Annotated in this window: 18 protein-coding genes; 12 read left to right on the top strand and 6 right to left on the bottom strand. The window is 40.6% G+C overall.

Annotation, left to right across the window (positions count from 1 at the left end; all coding sequences use genetic code 11):
• Positions 1-115: 115 nt before the first annotated feature.
• Positions 116-757, bottom strand: a complete 642-nt coding sequence (locus tag G4Y78_RS15505) for a TetR/AcrR family transcriptional regulator (protein ID WP_163833887.1) — start codon at positions 755-757, stop codon at positions 116-118.
• A gap of 625 nt (positions 758-1,382) precedes the next feature.
• On the opposite strand from G4Y78_RS15505, the gene G4Y78_RS15500 reads away from it, so the two are divergent.
• Positions 1,383-2,375, top strand: a complete 993-nt coding sequence (locus tag G4Y78_RS15500; protein ID WP_163833886.1) for a DNA replication terminus site-binding protein — start codon at positions 1,383-1,385, stop codon at positions 2,373-2,375.
• A gap of 108 nt (positions 2,376-2,483) precedes the next feature.
• Positions 2,484-3,245, top strand: coding sequence for a substrate-binding periplasmic protein (locus tag G4Y78_RS15495; RefSeq protein ID WP_163833885.1), 762 nt, complete (start codon positions 2,484-2,486; stop codon positions 3,243-3,245).
• A gap of 29 nt (positions 3,246-3,274) precedes the next feature.
• Here the strand turns inward: G4Y78_RS15495 and G4Y78_RS15490 are convergent, their stop codons facing one another.
• Complete coding sequence (locus tag G4Y78_RS15490; protein WP_163833884.1) at positions 3,275-3,787, bottom strand: STAS domain-containing protein; 513 nt, start codon at positions 3,785-3,787, stop codon at positions 3,275-3,277.
• A gap of 480 nt (positions 3,788-4,267) precedes the next feature.
• Positions 4,268-8,023 carry an RIFT barrel domain-containing protein gene (locus G4Y78_RS15485; RefSeq protein WP_163833883.1) on the bottom strand — a complete coding sequence of 1,252 codons (3,756 nt, stop codon included), beginning with the start codon at positions 8,021-8,023 and terminating at the stop codon, positions 4,268-4,270.
• 555 nt (positions 8,024-8,578) lie between these two features.
• On the opposite strand from G4Y78_RS15485, the gene G4Y78_RS15480 reads away from it, so the two are divergent.
• From G4Y78_RS15480 to G4Y78_RS15470, 3 genes are all read left to right on the top strand, one after another.
• The gene (locus G4Y78_RS15480) at positions 8,579-9,127 is read left to right on the top strand and encodes a DUF924 family protein (protein WP_163833882.1); all 549 of its coding nucleotides are present in this window, start codon (positions 8,579-8,581) and stop codon (positions 9,125-9,127) included.
• A gap of 200 nt (positions 9,128-9,327) precedes the next feature.
• On the top strand, positions 9,328-9,930 hold the full coding sequence (locus tag G4Y78_RS15475; protein WP_163833881.1) for a glutathione S-transferase family protein: 603 nt from the start codon (positions 9,328-9,330) through the stop codon (positions 9,928-9,930).
• 15 nt (positions 9,931-9,945) lie between these two features.
• Complete coding sequence (locus tag G4Y78_RS15470; RefSeq protein ID WP_163833880.1) at positions 9,946-10,395, top strand: DUF3169 family protein; 450 nt, start codon at positions 9,946-9,948, stop codon at positions 10,393-10,395.
• Positions 10,396-11,023: 628 nt separating this feature from the next.
• Here the strand turns inward: G4Y78_RS15470 and G4Y78_RS15465 are convergent.
• On the bottom strand, positions 11,024-11,950 hold the full coding sequence (locus G4Y78_RS15465) for a LysR substrate-binding domain-containing protein (protein WP_268934986.1): 927 nt from the start codon (positions 11,948-11,950) through the stop codon (positions 11,024-11,026).
• An 87-nt stretch (positions 11,951-12,037) separates the two neighbouring features.
• On the opposite strand from G4Y78_RS15465, the gene G4Y78_RS15460 reads away from it, so the two are divergent.
• Positions 12,038-13,027 (top strand): D-cysteine desulfhydrase family protein, encoded by a 990-nt coding sequence (locus tag G4Y78_RS15460; protein ID WP_163833878.1) that lies wholly within the window; start codon positions 12,038-12,040, stop codon positions 13,025-13,027.
• A 76-nt stretch (positions 13,028-13,103) separates the two neighbouring features.
• Here the strand turns inward: G4Y78_RS15460 and G4Y78_RS15455 are convergent, their stop codons facing one another.
• Positions 13,104-15,185, bottom strand: a complete 2,082-nt coding sequence (locus G4Y78_RS15455; RefSeq protein WP_163833877.1) for an acetate--CoA ligase family protein — start codon at positions 15,183-15,185, stop codon at positions 13,104-13,106.
• 123 nt (positions 15,186-15,308) lie between these two features.
• Here G4Y78_RS15455 and G4Y78_RS15450 point away from each other — a divergent pair, with 123 nt between their 5' ends.
• From G4Y78_RS15450 to G4Y78_RS15425, 6 genes are all read left to right on the top strand, one after another.
• Complete coding sequence (locus tag G4Y78_RS15450) at positions 15,309-16,271, top strand: GlxA family transcriptional regulator (RefSeq protein ID WP_163833876.1); 963 nt, start codon at positions 15,309-15,311, stop codon at positions 16,269-16,271.
• Between the two features lie 166 nt (positions 16,272-16,437).
• Complete coding sequence (locus G4Y78_RS15445; protein WP_163833875.1) at positions 16,438-17,328, top strand: BKACE family enzyme; 891 nt, start codon at positions 16,438-16,440, stop codon at positions 17,326-17,328.
• 5 nt (positions 17,329-17,333) lie between these two features.
• Positions 17,334-18,329: a 3-hydroxyacyl-CoA dehydrogenase NAD-binding domain-containing protein gene (locus tag G4Y78_RS15440; RefSeq protein ID WP_163833874.1), complete on the top strand. Its 996-nt coding sequence runs from the start codon at positions 17,334-17,336 to the stop codon at positions 18,327-18,329.
• Between the two features lie 97 nt (positions 18,330-18,426).
• Entirely contained in the window at positions 18,427-19,494 is a 1,068-nt protein-coding gene (locus G4Y78_RS15435) for a quaternary amine ABC transporter ATP-binding protein (protein WP_163833873.1), read from the top strand.
• Positions 19,495-19,496: 2 nt separating this feature from the next.
• On the top strand, positions 19,497-20,831 hold the full coding sequence (locus tag G4Y78_RS15430) for an ABC transporter permease (protein WP_222937506.1): 1,335 nt from the start codon (positions 19,497-19,499) through the stop codon (positions 20,829-20,831).
• A 13-nt stretch (positions 20,832-20,844) separates the two neighbouring features.
• Complete coding sequence (locus G4Y78_RS15425) at positions 20,845-21,861, top strand: ABC transporter substrate-binding protein (RefSeq protein WP_163833872.1); 1,017 nt, start codon at positions 20,845-20,847, stop codon at positions 21,859-21,861.
• A 42-nt stretch (positions 21,862-21,903) separates the two neighbouring features.
• On the opposite strand, the gene G4Y78_RS15420 is transcribed toward G4Y78_RS15425, so the two are convergent.
• Complete coding sequence (locus G4Y78_RS15420; RefSeq protein ID WP_163833871.1) at positions 21,904-22,677, bottom strand: substrate-binding periplasmic protein; 774 nt, start codon at positions 22,675-22,677, stop codon at positions 21,904-21,906.
• Positions 22,678-22,718 lie beyond the last annotated feature (41 nt).

Below are 22,718 nucleotides of genomic sequence, written 5' to 3'. Positions count from 1 at the left end.
CAGTTTAAGTTAAGTTTCTTCAGCAAACTTCCAGAGGCAAAATTAACCCATAACGAGCAATAACTTATTTAAAATCGTTGATGGGTTATTTGCCAAATTGGATAGTTTGTCCATGTTAATGATTGAGCTTTAAACCAGAGAGTATGCTATTGATTTGTAACTCTAGCAGTTGCTCGGCAGGAGCCCATTTCATTTGTTTTATAGTTAGCAAATTACTCACAATTCCCTGAACACCACATAATAGGACTTGGCCAATTAAAGTGTGATTTGATTCAGAAAATATTTGTGATTCGCAGCATTTTTTTATTTCGTTAAAAAGAGACGTAAAATACTGAGACTGCATTATGATTTCATTAGCTTGCTCGTCCTGGTCAGGTGTAGAGTTGAGTTCCTCAATAGAGAACACCACGCGAAAATGATCAGGATGCTTTAACCAATATTGGGCATAAGCCATTAAAAGCAATTTGATTTTATTGATGGGCTCGGCGTTTTCGGGGTGATCAGCCGCAAAATCACTTAACTGAGAGAAAATATCAACCCAGATAAAATGCAATAATGACCGTTTATTTTCAAAGTAATAATAAAGGGTTCTTGGCGTACACCCAACACGAGCGGCGATTTTTCTGACCGAGACTTGATCTACGCCCTCATTAATAAAAAGCTCTTTGGCAACGCCAATGATTTTACTTCTGATGGCAGCCTGTTCTTCAGGTGATTTAGGCGGCCTGCCTTGCTTCCGTTTTACTGTAGTATCCACTGCTAAAAAGACCTCTTCACACCAGCAGTTCAAATTAAATCCGTTAATTACTCATCAGAGGGAGTAGGATTTGTGAATATATCAAATTGCAGCGACCAGAAGCTGACGCAGTTGGAAATATGCAAACACAACAGAGTAATTTTAATCAATTAAGTGAGATATTTTGCATATTTAGTTGTAAGTAGTTAAATGTATTTAGACAAGTAAGCATCTCTTACAGTTGTTTTATTAGGTTGTTTTTTCACCAGGCGCATACAAGTTAAATTAATATTGTTAACTAATAGGTGTATATGGTGAGAAAAGAGCGCTGCTTAATAATTTCTATTGTTTACAAACTAGCCGTTATTTTTATCTGTCAAAAAATTATACGACGGAAAAATATACAGTTAGTAAAATTTAGAAATGACTTTTGTGTAATATTTAAACAGCTTGGGTGGGTGTTTGTAGTTTTATTTTTGAAATCCATTAGTTTTTATCTAAGAGTCAAGCTATTCACCGGTGTATAGAACCCGAAAATACCTGGACTTAATCAAAGAGGTGACGGGCATTGACAGAAGTTTGTATTTAGACCATCCTAACAAGCCATCAGCAAGGTTTAATATAGCTAAAAAGTAATAACATAAAAATGAGAACACCTGCTTTTACAGAAAAGGAAGCCTTACAGCGTGAAGTTGTGAGGGAAAAGTTTTATGCTTTGAAGTCGTTTGGCGCCAATTTAAAGCAACTGTTGCTGGAAGATAACAGTTTGGCTATCCATACTGCTTGTGAAATCCCACTTCGAGAAGCCAGTGAAGTACCAGAGAGCCTTGAAGTCAAGCAGCTCGATCCAGCCCATGAAACTACTAAATGTGCTTTACTCGATTTATTGACTGATTTTTACAAAGCAGATGAGCAAAATATTGTTTCAACTAAACGTTTAAGTGGTGTTGTGAGTATTGGTGTAACAGGCTTTCGGCAATTACAGCAATTTAACCAGTTAAAAGCATCACTGAAAGAGGCTATGTTGCAGCTGCCATTTAAGATTCGACGACATATGCATAAATATTTATCGCAACCAGGTCAACCATCAGTAGTATTGCTCCAAGCTTATCGCCAAGTACCTTTATATTCAAAAGCACAGCTGCCTGATCAACCGGGCACTGTTGCTAAGGTCCAATTGCATTGGCGACGCAAAGGTGTAGGAGGGAAGCAAACAACCGTTGATGAGCTGCGTGAGCGGCTGATTGCAGAAGCCAATAGTTTGTTTGGAGAAGGATGTTGTCAAAAGCCTTATGTGGAGTTCAGCTCGGCAAATGGCAAATTGACTCACTACCGGATGAATGTAGAAGCACTTGCTGGATTACCTGATAATGAAGTGCTGTTTGCTGACTATCGGTTGATTCGTCCTCATCCGCGGGCCAATATCTTTTTTACAGACAGTCAGGGGCAGGTAATAGCAAAACCACTCACGCCAATAGCTGTGATGCCAATTTTTATTCAGCAGTCTGAACTCTTTACAGTTAAACCTCTTTCGAACCTTACCCCTCGAGATATCAGTAGGGATGGAAAGCAATTAGCTGATCAGCCAGTTACTGAAAACCCATACGCCTTTCGTTATCTTACGCCTCGCTATCGCTGATGATCGTTTGTAATACTTTCTAATAAATGAGGCTACAGACAAGTTTTACCATCGTTTGAGGCTATGCTTTACTGACTGGTAATATCGCTGAAATAGCGTGGTAACCAAATGACTAAGCCTTTAGCCAAATTGCTCGGGTTGCTGATAGCAGTGTTTTCTATAATGGTCTGGGCTGATGATGGCTTTATATTGCAAGTTGTGACAGAGGAATTTCCACCTTATAACTATACAGAAAATAATAATATTACGGGTCTTAGTACTGAGGTTGTGAGTGCTGTGCTGGCTGAGGCAAAAATTAAAGCAACTTTTCGTTCCTATCCTTGGGTAAGAGCTTATAAAATGGCTTTGACTAAACCTAATGTATTAATTTATTCCATTGGCCGAAATAAAAAGCGGGAGGAGCTATTTAAATGGGTAGGGGTTATTGCTCCAGCTAAATTTTATCTGTTTACATTAAAGCAACGAGACGATATTCAGATTAATAAATTGGAAGAGGCAAAACAGTATTTAATCGGCACTTTTCGTGAAAGTGTCAGGGAGCAGTATTTATTAAGTAAAGGCTTTAAAAAAAATGTCAATATATTGAGTTATTATGATTATAAGCGTGGTTTGACAATGCTGATCAATAAACGGATTGATTTATGGGCAATGAATGAAATGGTTGCTTATCATATTTGTAAAAGCATGGGGTACAAACCAGAAAAATTATTACGTCAAGCGTATTTTTTTGCCGATTTATCACCTGAAGGTTATTATATGGCCTTAAACAAAGATACGAGTGATGAACTAGTGAATAAACTTAGAGAAAGCCTTAGTATTTTAAGTGATAAAGGTGTATTGCAAAAAATTCATCAAAACTACAGCAAATAATGATTCCTTGTTGTTTGACTGTTTGTAACTTAAATTAAATCTTCAATGTTATCCTCGGTTTGGCCTTTGACTATTTTAGTCTGATTTGTCTCGTTGTTATTCACTTCTACTTGTTTTTGGTTTTCTTGCTCATTATTACTCTGTTCAGTTTGTGTTGTCTCTTTGGTTTCTGTTTCAGCTGTTTGCTCGGTAGATAAGGATTGTGAGGGAGCATAATGGATTTGGTAATCCTCCATGGTGGGTAAACAGGGAATAACTCGGTTCACCTTAAGCATGGTAAGTAAACCTAATGGCTGACCTTCTGCACCTATAATAAAAATGCGCTTTTGTTTTCCCTTTAAAACTTTATGCATGTGAATGATCGTGCCAATGCCAGTAGAGTCCATGAATAGTACAGGTCTTAGATTGATTAATACGTCATCAGTGATTTTGTTTGCTAATTGATCAAAGATATACTTCAGTTTTTGTGACACTTTGGCATCAAAGTGTTCTTTTAAAGCGATAATGACTTTTTGTTCTTTCTTGTAAATTGAAAAATCCATCAAAGCATCCCTTTTAAGTGGTGATAGTTAGGATTTGCTTATGCTTGATAACTTTACTTCCCTAGCTTTTGGGTGATGGCGATCGCTTTGGGTGACATGTTTCTTGCTAGCATAGCTTAATATTAGACAAATATATGTACTACAGTTGCTACTCTTCCTGGGTTTTAATTCGTATTTTTTATTTTAGCGTCAAATAGGAAAAGGCGACCCTAAAAGTCAGAATTTTTAGCGATAATAGGGGCATTAGCTTTAATATTCCAAATCAAGCAGGCTTTTTAAAAGTGTCATAAAGTAGCACTGAATAATGAGCTAGTAGTCCATACGTAAAATTGGGAACAGTTTTCGAAGTCATTTATTTTCTGGCATGGCGCTTTTTTGCAAGCATAGTGGGTCTACGTCGAGAAAAAGAGTGGTATGTTGGTTGGTAGCCACCAAAATAGTATAGTGGCTACTTGTTCGATAGGAAAATTATTTAAACGATTACTGTTGTACTGCAGCAGTATTATAAGTTTGATAAGGTAGTTGATATAACCAGATGCCTTGATTTTTATCATTATAGCCAACAAAGCTACTCCATTCAGGAACATATCTCCAGCGGCCAAAGACCCCTTGGTCTTTCCGTCTTCCTTGATCATTATATTGGCTAGGGATATTTTTTGTTGCTGTTGGTTTTTGTTCGGTTAGTGTCCAGGTTTCTGGGTCTAGCGTAATGATACTGGTGCCGCCATCCCACAACACAAATACTCTGTTAACCGTATCATAGTCAACGCCATAATGGCGAAGTGAGGTGGGGGTTTCGCTCAGCTGGTTTTGCCTTAGTTGGAAGCGCTCTCGTTTGCCTGCTTGTTTGACGTATAATGGAGTGGTCTTGATTTTTGGCAATTTACTGTTTGGGTTGTTCCAGTCAACATCGCTTAGATCGTAATAACTGACTTTTGAATCAAGTAGTTGGATAAATAGACGACGGTCAGGAGCAAATCCTGAAGGTGAGGCACCACCATGGTCAGGACCAGAAGTTGACCGGTGTTTTATACGGTTATTCACTGGATCATAGGCAACCATTTTTTTGCCATTAGCGACTAATATATATCCTGTTTGCTTATCATAAGCGGAGCTTAGTTTACCTGGTAGTGGAATGGCTTGCTGTTTAGCCCACTGTTTTGATTGTGGGTCAAAAAAGTAAGACTGCTGTTGTAATGTATCCCTACCACTGATGTATAAAGAGCCTGGACCCATCCAGAACTTTCCCAAATTAGGTAAATACTGCACTGCGCCATAAGAGTGGGCGGCGGTAGGGGTTTGATCTATGGTCATGCAATTGCTGGTTGGCTGACTGTTTTGATCAATACACTTACCGTGAGCATCGCGATAATAACCGCTTGGCTCTGTTAAGCGGCTCCAGTGAAGCGTATTTAAATCTAGGCTATATACTTCATTACCACCGTAGTCAGATCGTCCACCACCCCAGAGTAGCAGTTGACCATTACCAATTGCTCCACCAGACCAAGCTGATAACACAGCTGTTGGACCTGAGCTGCCCCAACTGTCATGGCGTTTTTTAGGAAATACCTCTGCTAAGGTGTTGTGAGTTTTGACATGATACCATTGCCCTGGTTTCATATTGTTAACAACGTCATTAATAGGGGTAACCTGACTGACAGGTTTGCTTTCAGTTGTAGACTTTTTTACACTTTTAGTTAAAGAGCTGACGGCTGGAGCTGTATTCGGTACAGGATCATGGAAGACAGTTTCAACCTGGTCATCAGGGTCTTCAATAATAATGACATCATCACCATTATTATTGTCGTCATCGTTATTTGGGTCATCGTCGTTTGTATCATCATCGGATGGTGGTAAATTAACAGGGTTGACCACTAGTGCTTGACTAGGAACTTCGGGATGAAAGCTCATTCCCTTTGCGTTGATAACATTATCAGCTTGGGTGTACCGACTGCGAGGCACCAAGGCTAACTGAGGGCCTTTACTATAGTCAGGCTTGGCTGAACGCTTGGTAAATGTGTCCCAAGCTTTCATTGCGTTTGGGTAGTTTGAGTCGGCTGCAACTGCCAAAGCAATTTGCAAGTGGGCTGGAAAACCAACAGTGGAATATGCGTAACCTACCATATGGCCTGGCTTTAAGCTTTTATTTTGCTGTTGGTTATAGTAGTTAATCATTTGCTGGGAATTACATGGCATTTTTTGTAGGTCAATATTTACTGTCTTGGAAAATGCCTCTGCAAATGAACGGTAGACTGCAAATTGCTCGTTACTGGTTTTATCCCTTAAGTTAAGGCTATAGCTACTGGCAAAATTCCAACAAAAGCCTGAATTAAGCATTCTTTCAATACTGAATTTAGCTCGCTTATCCAGTATTTTTTCTGCTTTGCTAAACCCAAGTTCTTTTAAGAACCCTAGTGACCAGGTATGGAAATCATCCATCCAGGGAGCAAGCCCAGTTTTGTTATTATAAACCAAGGCGTAACTGCCAGTTCGGATACCAAAATTATCGATTAACGTTTCTTTTCCTTCGCGATCGCTTTCAGCTTTATTGATATAAATATTTTCTAAATAAGAAAGGTTGTTATCTAGAACTTGTTGGAAGTACTGCTTAACTGGGCTTTTATCCGGGCTAATATAGGCCACTTGACCTAAGGTGCGTAATGACCAGGCTTCCGCACGTACTTGAAGGTTTCTAAAAATACCTTGCTCTTTACGCCGATACCAGGGGTGGGAGTTCAGTAAGTTGTAGTTGGCCCAAAACATAAGCTCTTCGAAATCATAATAATTACCCGTAAAAAGATAAGGTAAATAAGCAAAGGCGGGTTGATGAGCACTGTCAGGTTGGTGAGGGTTGGTACAAGGATCGCACTTAGGAAATGCTTCGGACTTGCCTGTTTCGCGATTAATGAAATCAGCAGGATTTCCCTTCAAACCAGCATAGGGCTTTTTATCAATACGAACAATTTGTCCTGTTTGTTTGTCTCTGTAGTGGATAGACCAGGCTCCTGCTTGACTGGCATTACCCAGGGTGACATTTTTAAGACGTTTATCCTGACTAATTAAATAGCCAGCAGCCCAGCCAGGCAATGGGCCAATATCAATACGTCCGCCTGTTGTTGCCATTGGTGAGGTAACGGTACCTCTATTCATCAATTGGCTCTTAGCCTGATAGTTTTGGTAGAGACTACTGATCGTCGCTTCATCTATTTGAATTGATGGGTCGTATAATGGAAGTGCTTTGGTGTTCATTAAATAGTTTTTATTAAAGACAATATGAAGAGGGTCATTGCCTTTTAAAATAACATCTCGCTTCCAACGGGCGTGGTGATAGTGCTCAACAGCGTTTTGTTGAAAAAGAGTTTTACCTTGGCTAGTCAGTTTGACGTTATAGGTATAGTTACGTGGGTTCGGTTGATAGGCATAAGTGTTTTCTACCACCACAGATACGGTGGCTTTTTCATTATTACTACCATAAGTTCTTAAGTAAAAGCGGGCATGTAGGTGAGGATGAGGTTGTCCCTGACTATTTTTAATTGGGCTACTAAAAATAAACTCGTTAGCAATGCCCCCAGCAATCCACTGTTTTTCCAGGGTACCATTGGCAATTACATCTGATAGTTTGAGATGGTAAGCAGCGCTGCCAATATCTAATGAAAGGGTTAAGTCAAGGTTATATTGCTGTAACTGGGCACGGCTAATAGACTTGCCAGGATTTGCCCCGGTTCCTTTAAATAATGAGAAGGTTTCTTGAGGGCTTGCTAGGTTGACTTTAGCACTAATAATCGCATGTCTCAGCGAGCCATCGGGGTGAGTCGCTTTTTTATCAACTTGAGTACGAATTAGATTACCTTTGGCATTTTTTAGTAGTACGGTTTCATTGGCACTGATTTCACCTGGTTTAAATGCATGGCCAAAGGTAATGTAGTCTGCTAATGGTTTACCTTCTGCGTGGGCAATAATGATTTCAGTAATTTTTTTGCCAGTTTTCACCGGTGTATCTGGTGATGGCTGGGATGGCGCAGGTGGATCATTATTGACAACTGGATCATCCGTTGGAACATCGTTGGAATTGTTATCATTATCTTCCTCTCCAGTGGTTGGAGGAGTAGGAGGAATGTCAGCATCAGGCAGAGTGGTGGTATCAGGCTTTGGGTCGGAATTACTGGAGTCTGGACAGCCAGTCAGACAGAGAGACAAAATGCTGATTAGAGCAATGTAAATTGCTGGCGATTTCATTAGCACTTATCCTTTAATGTAAAGATACAGGTTGTTGGCGCCAATGTGTTCAAAGTATGACTTATTTGTTAAGAATATAACTAGGTATATAAGCCAAGAGCGAATAAAAAACCAACAACAATTTAATAAATAAAACCTATGTGAACTTACTAATCTGATTCCCTGTTCGGTATTTGATCAATTATCAAAGAAAGATCAGCTGCCATGTTCCTGGGGCTATTGTTCCCTGTGTAGGCCAATAATGACACCCTTAGTTCAATGAAATGGCACTATTTGAGAATAAATACATAGGTTTTTTTATAAAGGATGAGCCGATTAAAAAATTAGTTGTTAAATAGAAAGGGTGCTTACTATTTTTATAACGATAAAGAAATATACGTTAAAAAATAATGTGGATTATGTTGTTATGGGGGAGAGCTAATAATGCATTGCTAATGATTTGTAATGCTCATCAACCTAACCATTAATACCTTGCTGTTGTTAAACCATATACGCGATACTAGTTGTATAAAGTAATTGGTTGTCACTATAGCTATATTAGACCATCCTATCATTATGAAGCATACAGCATACCAAGATATACTTGAATTCTGGTTCAATGAAATAACACCACAGCAGTGGTGGATAAAAGATGCTGATTTTGATCAGTTAATCAAAGACCGTTTTTCCCCCGTGCATCAACAAGCGGCTAACGGAGAGCTGTTTAGTTGGCGTAACCAAGCTGAAGGGCGCTTAGCAGAAATTATTATTATTGATCAGTTTTCACGCAATATTTTCCGTGATCAACCTGAAGCATTTAAGTGGGATTCAATGGCAGTTGTGCTTGCTCAGGAAGCAGTTGCACAACAAGTAGATAAAAAGCTAACGATCAAGCAACGAGGATTTCTTTATATGCCGTATATGCATAGTGAGTCGTTAGTGATTCATGAGCAAGCCGTTAAACTCTTTAGTCAACCAGGCTTAGAAGACAACTTAGAGTTTGAGTTGAAACATAAGGTAATTATTGAGCAATTTGGGCGTTATCCCCACCGTAATCAAGTAATAGGCCGTCAATCCACACCTGCTGAATTAACATTTTTAGCCCAGCCAGGCTCTAGCTTCTGAGGATTACATCATTTTCATATACTTTTAGGGCACAAGGGCTAGGCTACTGAGTGTTGAAGCTTTAGGAGCTTAGATAAACTAATTGATTGGGGTAGCAGGTAATAGATCCTGCATTAACTGCTCTACCATCTTTGGTAGTCAAAAGTGATGGTAACAAAGCCTAAAAGTCATTAGCGAAGAGCATACTTAGGAAATAGTCAATGGAATTACTTTATAGCGATGCATCACCATTTGCACGAGCAGTACGAATCGTGATTCGTCAGTTACAGCTGAATAATGTCAAGGAAACCGTGAGTCATCCATTTAATAATGAACCAATATTGTTACACGCTAACCCGTTAGGCAAAGTACCATGTTTAATCATTGATGACCAACAAGCACTCATGGATAGTGAGGTGATATGTGATTACTTGGATCAACACTGGGGTAAAGGCCAGTTATATCAATCTATAAAGCACACTTGGCCATTGCACCGATATTTTACTTTAACGAAAGGGGTTTTAGAGCTGGCAGTCGCTTTTCAACAGGAAAAGCTAAGAAAAGAACAACACTGTCAGTCAGGGTTTTGGTTGGAACGAATGCAGCAAGGGGTTCAACGGAGCTTAAATGAGTTAGCACAAACCCTTAAACTATTGCCTGATACCCAAACGATAGCCCATGTGTTTTTAGGTTGTTGTTGTGACTATTTGTCATTTCGCCATGCTGAATTGCAGTGGCAACAAAGTTTTCCAGCACTGGCTAAGTGGTTTGACAGCCAATGTTGTGGAGAGGAATGGCTTGCTACCAAGCCGGGTGTTCATTGATCGAAGCAGGTAAAGATGAAGCAGTGGATTTTTATCGCACTTGGTGTGTGTTCTAGTCTTGTAGGCGGACTTTTTTTCGCTCTTTCTTTTTTTATTTGGTTTTATTTTGATAACCCTTATTCAGAAGGGTTTTCCTTACCATTTGTGGTTATCTTTCTATTGATGATTATCGTCGGTGTTTGGTTGGTGATACGCAATAGAAAGCAATTAAAACAAATAGACAGACAGGCCCTGGAAAAACGTATTTTAGCTGCAATTCTGGCTAATGCTGGTCAAGTAACGGCTGCTGAAGTCGCTGTACTAGCAGACTGCTCTTTAGAAGAAGCAACCAGACAGCTGGACCAGTTGTGTGAAAAAGGGATGGGGGAGTTACAAATTACAGATGGCGGCAAGTTGGTGTATCTATTTACTGGGTTTGCTCAAACTCGTGATAAGATTACTGCCCGCTCGCCAATGGAACCTTGATTTCAATCGCTTTTGGCTGGTGTTTGTTTAACTGATAATATATACCTATCATGAATCGTTTTTAAGTATAAAAAATAAAGCAGTATATACTTACAGCGATGGGTTAATTAGGCAAGGCTTTCGAGCTATGAGGCCCCAGGAACTTAGATAAACTAAGTTCCTGGGGTGACAGTATTAACTTAACTGTATTTCCACCTTCCATGGTGGTCAAGGACGATGGTAACAAAACCTAAAAATTATTCGCGAAGAGTATAAACAAACACCATTTTTATGTATCTATAGCACTACGGAATCAAGCTGCTTTTTTAATATTTTTCTTTATCTTTTTGATTTTACTGGCGTGCTTGTCCATTTTTGCTTTTCTTTGCTTAAGCTCTTTTTTAAGGTCTTTTACTTTTTTAGTCATTTAACAAGTTCCTTCACTGTGGTACTCAAAATTACTTCCCTTAACAGAAGATTATTAAGGGACCCTTATGTAAGATAGCAATTTAACATATTTGTCAGCAGAAAATCGTATATAAATTTTATATAAAATTTTCATATTCAAGTCATATTGTTATTCTTTGTTGTAAAATCATAGTTTAAAAATTAGTCGTCTTTATTATATATTATTGCTGCACATGAATGGCTAACTCGATTCAGTGGTTTGTATTAGCCAATTGATTAGCGCATTAATAGCAGGTTGGTTAATCCGGTCAGGGTGACAAACGAAGTAGTAGCTATGTTTAGATGTTACCTTTTGACCAAAAGGAGTCACAAGCTGACCACTTTTCAGGAAGTTGTTAAGCAAGTTAAGTCTGCCTAACGCAATCCCTTGGCCATTGGCTGCCGCCTGAATAGTCGCCTCGCTAATATCGAAGGTATAATTACACTTGGCTATTATTGGTGGATTGTCTGATTGCTGTTGCCAGTAATCCCACTCATCATAATTTGCTGATTCTGGACAAGCCTGTGAGTCATGAAAAATAATACAGTTGACTATATTTTCAGGTTTACCATATAGATCATTTTCTACAACATATTCAGGGCTACAGACAGGCTGAAGTAATTCAGTCATTAATTGCCGAGTATAAAGTCCAGGATACTTTCCTGCGCCATAGTAGATGGCCGCATCAACATCTTCTGTAAGGAAGTCTCGTAAGCTGTTAGGTGTTTCAATAGCAATCGATAATTTAGGGTAGATAGTTTGAAGCTGTCCTAGCCTGGGGGCTAGCCAATTGATGGAAAATGAAGCAGGGGCTGATAAGGTCAAGTGGCCACTAATATCTTGATGGCGAATATCTCGAATGGTTACATTGAGTATATTCAAAAAATGTTCTATTACGAAGAGCAGCTGTTTTCCTTCTTCTGTTAATTCAATGTTGCGATTAAACCGTAAGAACAAGCTAAAACCTAACTGCTTTTCTAAGCTCTTTATTCGATGGCTAACAGCACTTTGAGTCAAGTGAAGCTCTTTGGCTGCCAGGGTAAAACTCATATGTTTAGCTGCACAAGCGAAGCAATGGAGGTTTGCAAGTATGGTGGGATTCAGAGGGCTTACTTTCTCATTAATCATATTAATCCGTAAATATAAATTTATCGTTTGATAACATATATAGGTTTTGTTGATATTATTTTTCCGAACAGAATACAAAGGTGTTACATGTTACTCCATTCATTGCCCCGTACATCACTGGGATTTTTCCCTACCCCAATTGTTGAACTCAAAAAACTTAGTCATAAGTTGCAAGGTCCGCGAATTTTCGTGAAGCGAGATGATCAAACTGGCTTGGCTTTGGGGGGAAATAAAACCCGTAAACTCGAGTATTTTGTCGCGGATGCGTTACAACAAGGTTGTGATACTTTGGTTACAGCAGGGGCCCCTCAATCTAATCACTGTCGTCAAACTGCAGCAGCCGCGTCTTTAACCGGACTGGATTGTCATTTGGTGTTAGGTGGCCAGCCAACAATTGACGTGAATGGGAATTTGCTACTAGATAAACTATTGGGCGCTAATATTCATTGGTCAGGTGACCAGCGAAAAGGGGAGCAAATTCCTAATATTATTGACTCGTTAACAGTACAAGGAAAAAAGCCCTATGTGATTCCCTATGGTGGTTCTAATGCAGTTGGTGCGGCAGCTTTTGTGTTTGCTTTAGAGGAGTTAACTCAGCAGTTAACTAGTCTCAATATTAATATCGACCATATTGTTTTTGCTTCCAGTTCAGGCGGGACCCATGCTGGGTTAACCGTCGGCAGCGCATTATTAAATCTTGACTCGCAAATCGTGGGCATTGGTATTGATAAAGGCGAAGCAGGGGAGTTACCTTATTCCACTTGTCTTGCCCAACTGAGTAATGAAACCCATCAGCTGATTATGGGCAAGGGCAGTCAATACCCTGAACAGGATTTTATTGTCAATACTGATTATCAAAGTACAGGTTATGGGGTAGTGGGCGACTTAGAAAAAGAAGCCATCCAGCTAGTAGCTCAAACGGAAGGTATTTTATTAGACCCGGTTTATACTGGTCGAGCAATGGGTGCTCTGATTGATATGATTAGAAATAAGCAGTTTGACCGACAGGAAACAGTCTTATTTTGGCATACCGGTGGTGCACCTGCATTATTTGATTATGCTGCTGTGCTAACTTAAGTCACCTCTAAAAATTGATTGTTATGAGATTTATATTAAACACCAGCTGAATAATTCAACTGGTGATTTGCATTGCTTAATTTGTCGCTTCGCTGATTATTAAAGCATCTAATGCCAATACCCCCTGTTCATTAACAACGACTGGGTTGATATCAATTTCTTTGATTTGATCGAAAAGCTGGTCTACTAACTGACAAAACTGGTAAACAGCCTTTTCTAATCCAGCTAAATTAACAGCTTTTTTACCACGGACACCCGCTAAAATTCGGTAGATTTTCAGGGTTGTTAATTTTGCTTTAATTTCTTGGAGTGATGCAGATGGTAGTAAAAATATTTTGTCGTCTAAGTATTCAGCTAAAATACCGCCTGCACCAACTATAACGATTGGGCCAAAATTATCATCGGTTTTCATACCAAAAATCAACTCGTGATCAAATAGCTGCATGGGTTGAATCAGTGCTTGTGGTCCAAGTCGACTTGCTAATTGTTGATAGGCCTCGATTAAAGCATCCATATCCTTTAAGTTAAGGATAACCCCGCCAACATCTGCTTTATGAAGAATGCCTGGTTTTGCAGTTTTTAAGACAACAGGAAACGCTAGTTGATTTTGTAAATTCTGTATTGCTTGAGTATTATTGATGGTGTAACTGATATTGGTTGGAAAACCATATTCTTTTAATAATAGCAGCGCATCATGTTCTTGAATAACATTCTGTTTGGTTAATACATCAATAGTTGTATTTATTTGAGCGGTTGTTGTTTTTTGCTGGTCAACAGGTGAATATTGGAAATCCCTAAAATCGAATAAATGTTTAATAGCTAATAGGGCAGGGCGAGTGCCGGTTAACACAGGTACATTTAATTGGTTTAACTGTTCAGTAGTTTTACTGCGGCGTGAGCCACTGAAATTGGTCATAAATACAATAGGTTTTTCAGTAGTTTTTTTGGCAATTTTTATGGCTTCTACCAGACCATCAGTGAGGAAATAATCGTCACGAATATCCTGGCTGAATAAACCAATAGCTGCATTGGGGGCTTGCATCATTATTGCTAAGGACTCACCAAAAATACGCTCAAAGTCCAAACCGGTTCCCCAAGGGTCTAACGGGTTATCAGCAGTTTGGCCAAACTCTTGGATCGCTTGTAATTTGTCTATAGTCACAGGATTCATGGTGGCAAATGGCAAGGATATGGTTTCAGCTTCATCGGCTAATAGATTTCGCTCTCCCCCTGAATCAGCCACTGCCATTAGTCCACCGGAAGCAATGGAGGGAAACTGGCTAAACAACAGCAAACTATTGGCTAGCTCCGCTAAGCTTTCAACTCTAATCACCCCGTAGTGATCAAAAACGGCTTGTAATGCATCATCATCGCCGGCCATTCCCCCTGAATGACTGAGCGCAAACTGGGCGCCTAGCTCACTGCGACCCACTTTCATTGCCACAATGGGGATCCGTTGAATCGCGGCTTGGGCTAAAGCCTGAATAAACAGTGCAGGTTTTCGAATGGTTTCTACATATAAGCCAATGACTCGGGTTGACGGTTGTTGTAAGGCATGGAGGATAAAATCTGCTGCACTGGTGGTTGTTTCTGCACCAGTCGCTATGGCTAGGTTAAATTTGAGTTGGGGATCATTATGGGCCAGTGTACTGAATATTGAGCCTGACTGGGTAACAAGAGCAATGTGACCTGCCATCAAATCATCAGGTGCCTTAAAGCCACAAATCCGTAGGTTAACATCATGGTTATAAAAGCCCATGGCGTTGTGTCCTAATAGTGGGATGCCTGCGGCTTCGCATTGGGCTGCAATTCGGGATGCAACTGGGGGGTCCTGATCATCAGGTAATACTGCATTGGCAAATAACACGATGGCTTTCACCCCCGCCTTAATTGCGGATGTTACTTGAGCCTCCGCTCGGTGTGCGGCGATGCATAACACGGCTAAGTCTACAGTTTTACCAATTGCTTGCAGGTTTTCATAGCAGGGCAGACCACAGACTTCTGCATAACGAGGGTTAATGGGATAAATTTCTCCATGGAAACCGCTTTGTTGAATCATGGTAACCATATCACGGCCTAGACCTGGCTTGTTGGAGGCTCCAATTAAGCCAACGGATTGTGGGGTTAATAAAGGACTTAGGCTGGAGGTTATTGTCATTGCAGCGTTTCCATTTCTATTTTTTTGTTTATTTGGAAGTCACTATAAGGGGACGCTTTGGCTTGATTTTGCCTTTTTCCGATTTTAATTTGATATAAACCGTCAAATTTTTAGGAAATATGAATGTTTGGTGACCCTCCTCATAAACTACCCCAACAAATCAGCTATTTACTATTGCCGCGTTTTTCCCTGATTGGGTTTTCATCGTTAGTGGACCCTTTACGCTGGGCTAATACTATTAGTGGCAAGCAACTCTATCAATGGCGCAATCTTGCTGTAGCGGGCCAATTGGTGGAATCTAGTGATGGTATCGCTGTACAAGTGGATGCCACGATTAATGACATTGAACAGTGCCAAATGCTGGTGGTGTGCGCAGGTTATGATCCTCAAAAACAAGTGCAGCCTCAGTTAGTGGGGTGGTTAAGGCGGATGGCCTCTCATGGTTGTTTATTGGGGGCTCAAGACACGGGCAGTTATATTTTAGCGGCAGCGGGGTTGTTGAATAATTATCGCGCCACTATCCACTGGGAAAACTTGCAAAGCTTTGCGGAAATGTTTCCCCAAGTAAAAGTGGTGAATGATATCTTTGAGATTGACCGTAACCGATTTTCCTGCTCTGGTGGGCTTTCTGGTTTGGATATGATGCTGCATTTAGTACAGTGCCAGCATGGTCAGGAATTAGCTTCAGCGATAGCTGAACAGCTCATTTATAGCCAGCGCCGCAGTGCTGAACATCCACAGCGACTGTCATTGCAAGCCAGGCTGGGTACTACCAACCAAAAGTTAATGACAGCCATTAAAATTATGCGCAGAAACCTGGAAGAGCCTTTGACTATACCTGCTCTGGCTGCTGAGGTGTATATTTCTGACCGAGAGTTAGAGAGGCTATTTCGCAAACACTTAAGCACTACCCCAGGTACTTATTATCGAAACCTTCGATTAGAACAAGCAAGGTGTTTACTACAGCAAACCAGTCGCAGTGTTACCAATATCGCCGTTGCTTGTGGTTTTGCTTCATCGGCTCATTTTTCCCGTAGTTATCTCAGCAAATATGGGGTTCCCCCTAGCCAAGATCGGCAAGCATGATATTGATTGATCGATAGCTGATCAATAGTACTTAAAACTGTCATAATTGTCGATTTTAGGCAATTTATAATCGATAAATATCAATTACTCTATTAGGGAGCAAGGTAGCTTGATAAACAAATAAGAACATAAGCAATAAAAACAAAAACAAGGAACTCGCCTGATCATGAACAACGATGTCATTATCACTTGTGCGGTCACAGGCTCTGGAGATACGGTTGGAAAACATCCCGCCATCCCTATTACCCCTGCCCAAATAGCCAATGCAGCCATTGAAGCGGCTAAAGCGGGTGCAGCAGTAGCTCATATCCATGTTAGAGACCCTAATACCGGAAAAGCCTCCCGTGATGTGGCGCTGTACCGAGAAGTAGTTGCCCGAATCCGTGATCAAAATACTGATGTTGTTATCAACTTAACAGCAGGTATGGGGGGCGATCTTTACTTAGGACCTGATGAAGCCCCCACTGATTTTACTGAACACACCGATTTAGTAGGAGGAATGGCCAGGTTGCCTCATGTTGAAGCCTTACTACCTGAAATTTGTACTTTGGACTGTGGTTCCCTCAATTTTGGTGACGGTAATTTAGTTTATGTTGCGACTCCCGAAATGTTGAGGATTGGCGCTAAACGGATACAGGCATTGGGTGTTAAACCTGAGCTGGAAATATTTGATACCGGCAACTTATGGTTTGCCTTGCAAATGTTGCAGGAAGGACTGGTTGATTCACCACCGCTGTTTCAACTTTGCCATGGTATTCCCTGGGGGGCACCGCCAGATATTGGCTTGATGATGGGGATGGTCAAGATGCTACCGGACAATGCTAACTGGACGGCTTTTGCGTTAGGGCGAAATCAAATGCCTTGGGTTGCGCAATCCATGTTGTTAGGAGGCAATGTACGAGTTGGGCTGGAAGACAACCTTTATTTAGAAAAGGGGGTATTTGCCAGTAATGGCCAGCTGGTTGAACGAGCAGCCAATATTGTCACCAATCTGGGAGGCCGGTTGCTATCGCCTGCAGAAGCAAGAGTCAAACTAGGGCTGAGCAACAAGGAGTAAGAGACATGGAAAATCAACAAAACAAAGCCCTAAAAGAGCGGCCAGCACCCAGTCAAGTGAGTCGAGCAGGAGTACTGGGTACGGGTACCATCGGTGGGGCCTGGGCTTTACATTTTCTAAGAATGGGAATGGATGTAGTGGCTTATGACCCAGGCCCTAATGCCAAGCAAAACTTGTTAGCCATGGTTGAAGCTATTTGGCCCACCATGAAAGAGCTGGGGTTGAGAGAGGGCGCCAGTCCCAGACGTCTGAGTTTCGTCAGCAGTTTGGCAGAACTAGTTGAAAATGTTCAGGTGATTCAAGAAAATACCCCGGAAAACCTAATGGCTAAACGCAAGCTGTTTGCCGGTCTGGATACGATTACCCCAGCAGAAGTTGTGATTATTTCCAGCACTTCTGGCTTTGTAATGACCGATATGCAAGTGGATTGTCAGTATCACCCAGAGCGTTTTGTTGTAGGCCACCCTTTTAATCCACCTTATTTGATTCCCTTTTGTGAAGTGGTTGGAGGCAAGCAAACCATACCAGCAGTAGTTGATTGGACAGTGGCTTTTTACGAATCCATTGAAAAGCAAGTCGCCAAAATGGATAAAGAGCTACCTGGGTTTATTGGTAACCGGCTGCAAGAGGCTCTTTGGCGGGAAGCATTGCATATGGTAGCTAACAATGAGTGCAGCGTAGAAGATATTGATAAATCCATTGCTTATGGGATGGGATTGCGCTGGGCCATTATGGGTCACTGTTTGACTTATCATCTGGGGGGTGGCCAAGGAGGTATGGCCCACTTACTGGATCATTTTGCCCCTGCCTTAAAAGAGCCTTGGACTCGGCTCGAAGCCCCAGAATTAACACCAGAATTACGTAATGCGATGGTGCAGGGGTGTTTAAATCAGACAGAGGGCCGTTCAATTGATGAACTAGTTAAAGAGCGCGATGACTGTTTAATACGAATTATCAACAGCTTAAAAGAATATAAAACCCTGCATGGTATAAAACGGTAATACGGAATACTCAATTTAAAAAGATATTACCTACTTTAGTATCCGTTATATCTGAAGCAGGGACAGCAACAATAATAACGAAAAAAGAGGTGTACCCATGAGGAGTACAAGTAGTGAAACCACTACCATTGAATGCCAAAATGTTTGGAAAATTTTTGGTGATCGAGCAGAAGAGGCCTTATTGGCTATCCAATCCCGGGGGCTAACCAAAGAACAAGTTCACGCTGAATTTGACTGCGTTGTAGGCGTTGCTGATGCCAGTTTTAAGGTATCTGAAGGAGAAGTTTTCTGCATTATGGGCTTATCGGGTAGTGGCAAATCCACTCTAGTTCGCCATATTAACCGCCTGATTGAGCCCACTGCCGGTAATATTTTAATTGATGCTGAAAATATTGGTGAGCTGAATGAAGAGTCACTGCGTGCCGTTCGTGCAGATAAAATTGGCATGGTATTTCAACATACGGCGTTATTGCCCCACCGTACCGTAAGAGAAAATGTGGCTTTAGGTTTAGAGCTACGCCATGTTGATGAACAAACTCGGTTACGCGTCGCTGAAGAAAAGTTGGCTTTAGTTCAACTCTCAGGCTGGGAAGACAGAATGCCTAGTGAGTTATCCGGCGGCATGCAACAGCGGGTTGGCTTAGCACGAGCCATGGCAGCAGACCCACGAATACTATTAATGGATGAACCGTTTAGTGCGTTAGATCCATTAATTAGGCGTCAGTTGCAGGATCAGTTTTTAGCTCTGGCGGAGGTCATGAAAAAAACCACTTTGTTTATTACTCATGATTTAGACGAAGCGATTCGTATTGGCCATCGTATCGCGATTATGAAGGACGGTAAAATTGTTCAAATAGGTACCCCAGAAGCAATAGTAACCGCTCCAGCTGACGACTATGTGGCAGATTTTGTTAAAGGAATTTCACGGCTGAAGTTAGTATTTGCACAGTCTATTATGCAACCAGTGAATGATTATTTGTTGGAGCAGAATATCAACCTGGCACAAATTAGCCATTTCCCCGTTGCCGCTTGTGATTCTAATTTAAACCAATTAATCGACTTAGCGATCGCTTATGATAATCCCACATTAATTTGTGAAGGAACTACAGCAGTTGGCGTTGTAACCAGAAAACGGTTGTTGCGTGGTATTCAAGGAGGGGATTAAGTATGGATATAGTGAATAACCTGGCAACTTATAATAAAGCAAAAGAACTGGATCAGCTAAAGCAGTTCTTAGTGAACTCATTTAATTATTATTCACAACAATTTAATCAGTTAATTCATGGTAAAAAATTTAGTTTCAATACAGCGGCTGTATTATTTGGACCATTATGGGCCGCTTACCGTAATATTTGGGTATTGTTTTGGTTATTGTCCATCACCGATGTTATCGGCTTGGTGATGATTGGCCGCGGTTTATGGGGAGCAGAAAAATACCCTGAAACCAACCTAATGATGGGGATATCTTTGTTAGTATTGTTCCGTTTGCTGGGAGGAACTGTTGCTAATCAACTGTATTATGCTTACTTTAAGCGCTGGCGGGTTAATCATGGTTTGCAGTGTGGGGTGAGTACCAAACGTATTATACTTGGTGGTCTTTTAATGGCCGCTACTTATCCACTCACTATTTATCAGTTTACTGCAACTAATATTGTCAGTTATCTTGAAACCTTTCCAACCTCCCGAAAAATTGCCGCAAAAACCGCTTTGGTGATTGATCAAGGTGTAGAATGGATGATCAGCCAGTTCGAAGGGGCTTTTGATAATATTACTGCTTGTATTCGAGAAATTTTAAATTTTCTTGAGCTGGTTTTTATTGGGACGCCTTGGCCAGTAATGGCATTGTTATTATTGTTATTAGCCTGGCGCGCGGCAGGCTGGAAGGTAGTAGCGTTTACGGCGGCAGCGCTGGCTTATTTAGGCTTTTTTGGTTTTTGGAATAAAGCCATGAGCACTATGGCATTAGTGGCAGCATCAGTATTTATTTGTTTTGTAGTTGGTACCCCATTAGGTATTTTGGCTGCTAGAAAACCTCGGTTTAATGCTGTATTAACCCCCATTTTAGATTTAATGCAAACCATGCCGAGCTTTGTTTATTTGATTCCTGCTATAGCCTTTTTTTCCGTCGGGAAACCTCCTGCTGTATTAGCAACAGTTATTTTTGCCATGCCACCGATGATTAGATTAACGACTTTAGGGATAAAGCAAGTGCCTAGCTCTGTCATTGAAACCATGTTGGCATTTGGTGCAACATCACGACAAATTTTATTTAAAGCGGAATTACCATTAGCGATTCCCTCAATTATGACGGGAATTAATCAAAGCATTATGATGAGTTTATCAATGGTGGTGGTGGCTGCGCTTATTGGTGCAGGTGGTCTTGGTTATGATGTGTTGTTTTCATTGCAACACTTAGAAGCGGGGAAAGGTTTGTTAGCCGGTATTGCCATTGTACTATGTGCGATGATATTGGACAGGATTGTTCAAGGTAAACGAAAATAAAAAAGAGGTAGTAATGATGAATAAAATAATAAAAAAACTAGGGCTAGCCACTACTTTAACCTTGGGGATAACCCACGTTGCTGCAGCTAAAGATACGGTTGTAATTGGTGAAGTGAGCTGGGATGCTTCACTGGCTATTGAGCAAATACTGAAACAGGTTATGGAAAAACACCTTGATGTGGATGTCAAAATTATCGCCACTGATCAGTCGGCTATTTGGGCGGCTATGGATAAAGGTAAGGGCAGTATTGATATTCATCCTGATGTTTGGACATCCTCTCAAGCAGAACCTTGGGCAAAGTTTGTAGTGAAAGGAGGCAAAGAATCAGTGTTGGCCAATCAAAAGCCTTATATGGGAACTGAAGGCTTGTTTATTCCAGGTTATATACAAGACGAATATGACATAAATTCAGTTTATGATTTAGCCAAACCAGAAGTGGCTAAATTATTTGATCAGGATGGTGATGGCAAAGGGGATTTTTGGCCGGGTGCACCGGGCTGGGGAATTGTTAAAGTTAATCAGGTGAAAGCCAGAAGCTACGGTTTTGATAAGTATTTTAAAGCCTTTCATGTGTCAGATGCTATCTTAAGAGCACAACTAAAAACCGCTTACCGAAAGAAAAAAGGAATCTTATTTTATTCCTGGACGCCTGACTGGATTCATAAGGCTTATGACTTACGAAAGCTGGAAGAACCCAAATTCACCGGCTATGCCAGTGACGATAAACGACATCATCCCAGTTATAATCCCGATGGTTGTTGGAAAATGGTAGAAGGCGATAACTGGTTAGAAAAGAGCTCTATTACCTGTGACTGGCCAGAAACGAAAGTGTACTTAGCTTACTCAAAATCATTACTAACCAGAAATACTCAAGTGGCCCAGTTTTTAAATAATGTGTCCTTTACAACGGACGATATCAGCCAGTGGATATATCAAATCGCTCAAGAAAAAGAACTGCCAGAGGATGTAGCAGAAGAATGGATTAACAATAATCAGAACGTTATTACACAATGGTTGAATCAATCGTAGCAACCTTAAGCTGCAGTATCTGAAGTAACTGAGGGTTTTTCCTCAGTTATTTTTCGGCTCATACATTCCCATTCTTGATTCTTGTAGTATTTGATTGAGTTTGCCACTTTTTATAAGCTGCTGTAGACCTTGGTTAAAATCATTAATGATTTTTCTAGCATCAAGGGTTTTTTTCGAAATAAGCAGGTGATTGTAACTCACTTGAAAAGGTTTCCGATGAAAGATAAATTGACTAACCAGCTCAGGCTTGTACATTAAGCGTAACTGATAATAAGCAACTTCGATATTCTCTAAAGTAACGTCTATAAGTCCTGCAACTATCATCATAAAGCATTGAGTAATACTTTTAACAAAAGTAACATTTAACTTGTCGTTTCTTATTGCGGTGTAAAATGCATTGTTGTAAGTAAATCCTTTTATAGCGCATATCCTAACCCCTGACAGCTCATCCAGTGTATTCCAGTCAAACTGATACTCTCGCAAATACAACCACACAACTTTTTCTGCTAGAACCGGTTTACTGTAAATATGATCAATTTTTCTCTCTTCTGATTCAAACCATTGGGCTGTGCCATCAACGCTACCGACTTTGGACAAATAATAGGCTTTAGGCCACGGAAAAAATGTAAAGTCGACTTGATAGCCTGCTTTAGTAAATGCTTCTGTTATTATTTTTGGCATTAAACCAAAATGTTTAAATGTTGCTGAGTTATAAGGTGGATATTCGCCAGTGGATAAAGTAATGGTTTCACCAGCAAATAAACCACTTATTTGGAGTGATATTATAATAGTTAGTGTAAGTTTAAGTGACTTCATGCCACAACCTGCAGCTATCAACGGTTGAGTACACTATAGCT

It is taken from the genome of Spartinivicinus ruber (assembly GCF_011009015.1).
GTDB lineage: Bacteria > Pseudomonadota > Gammaproteobacteria > Pseudomonadales > Zooshikellaceae > Spartinivicinus > Spartinivicinus ruber.
Note: the sequence above shows the minus strand (reverse complement) of the source record. Positions and strands in the feature narration are given on the sequence as shown.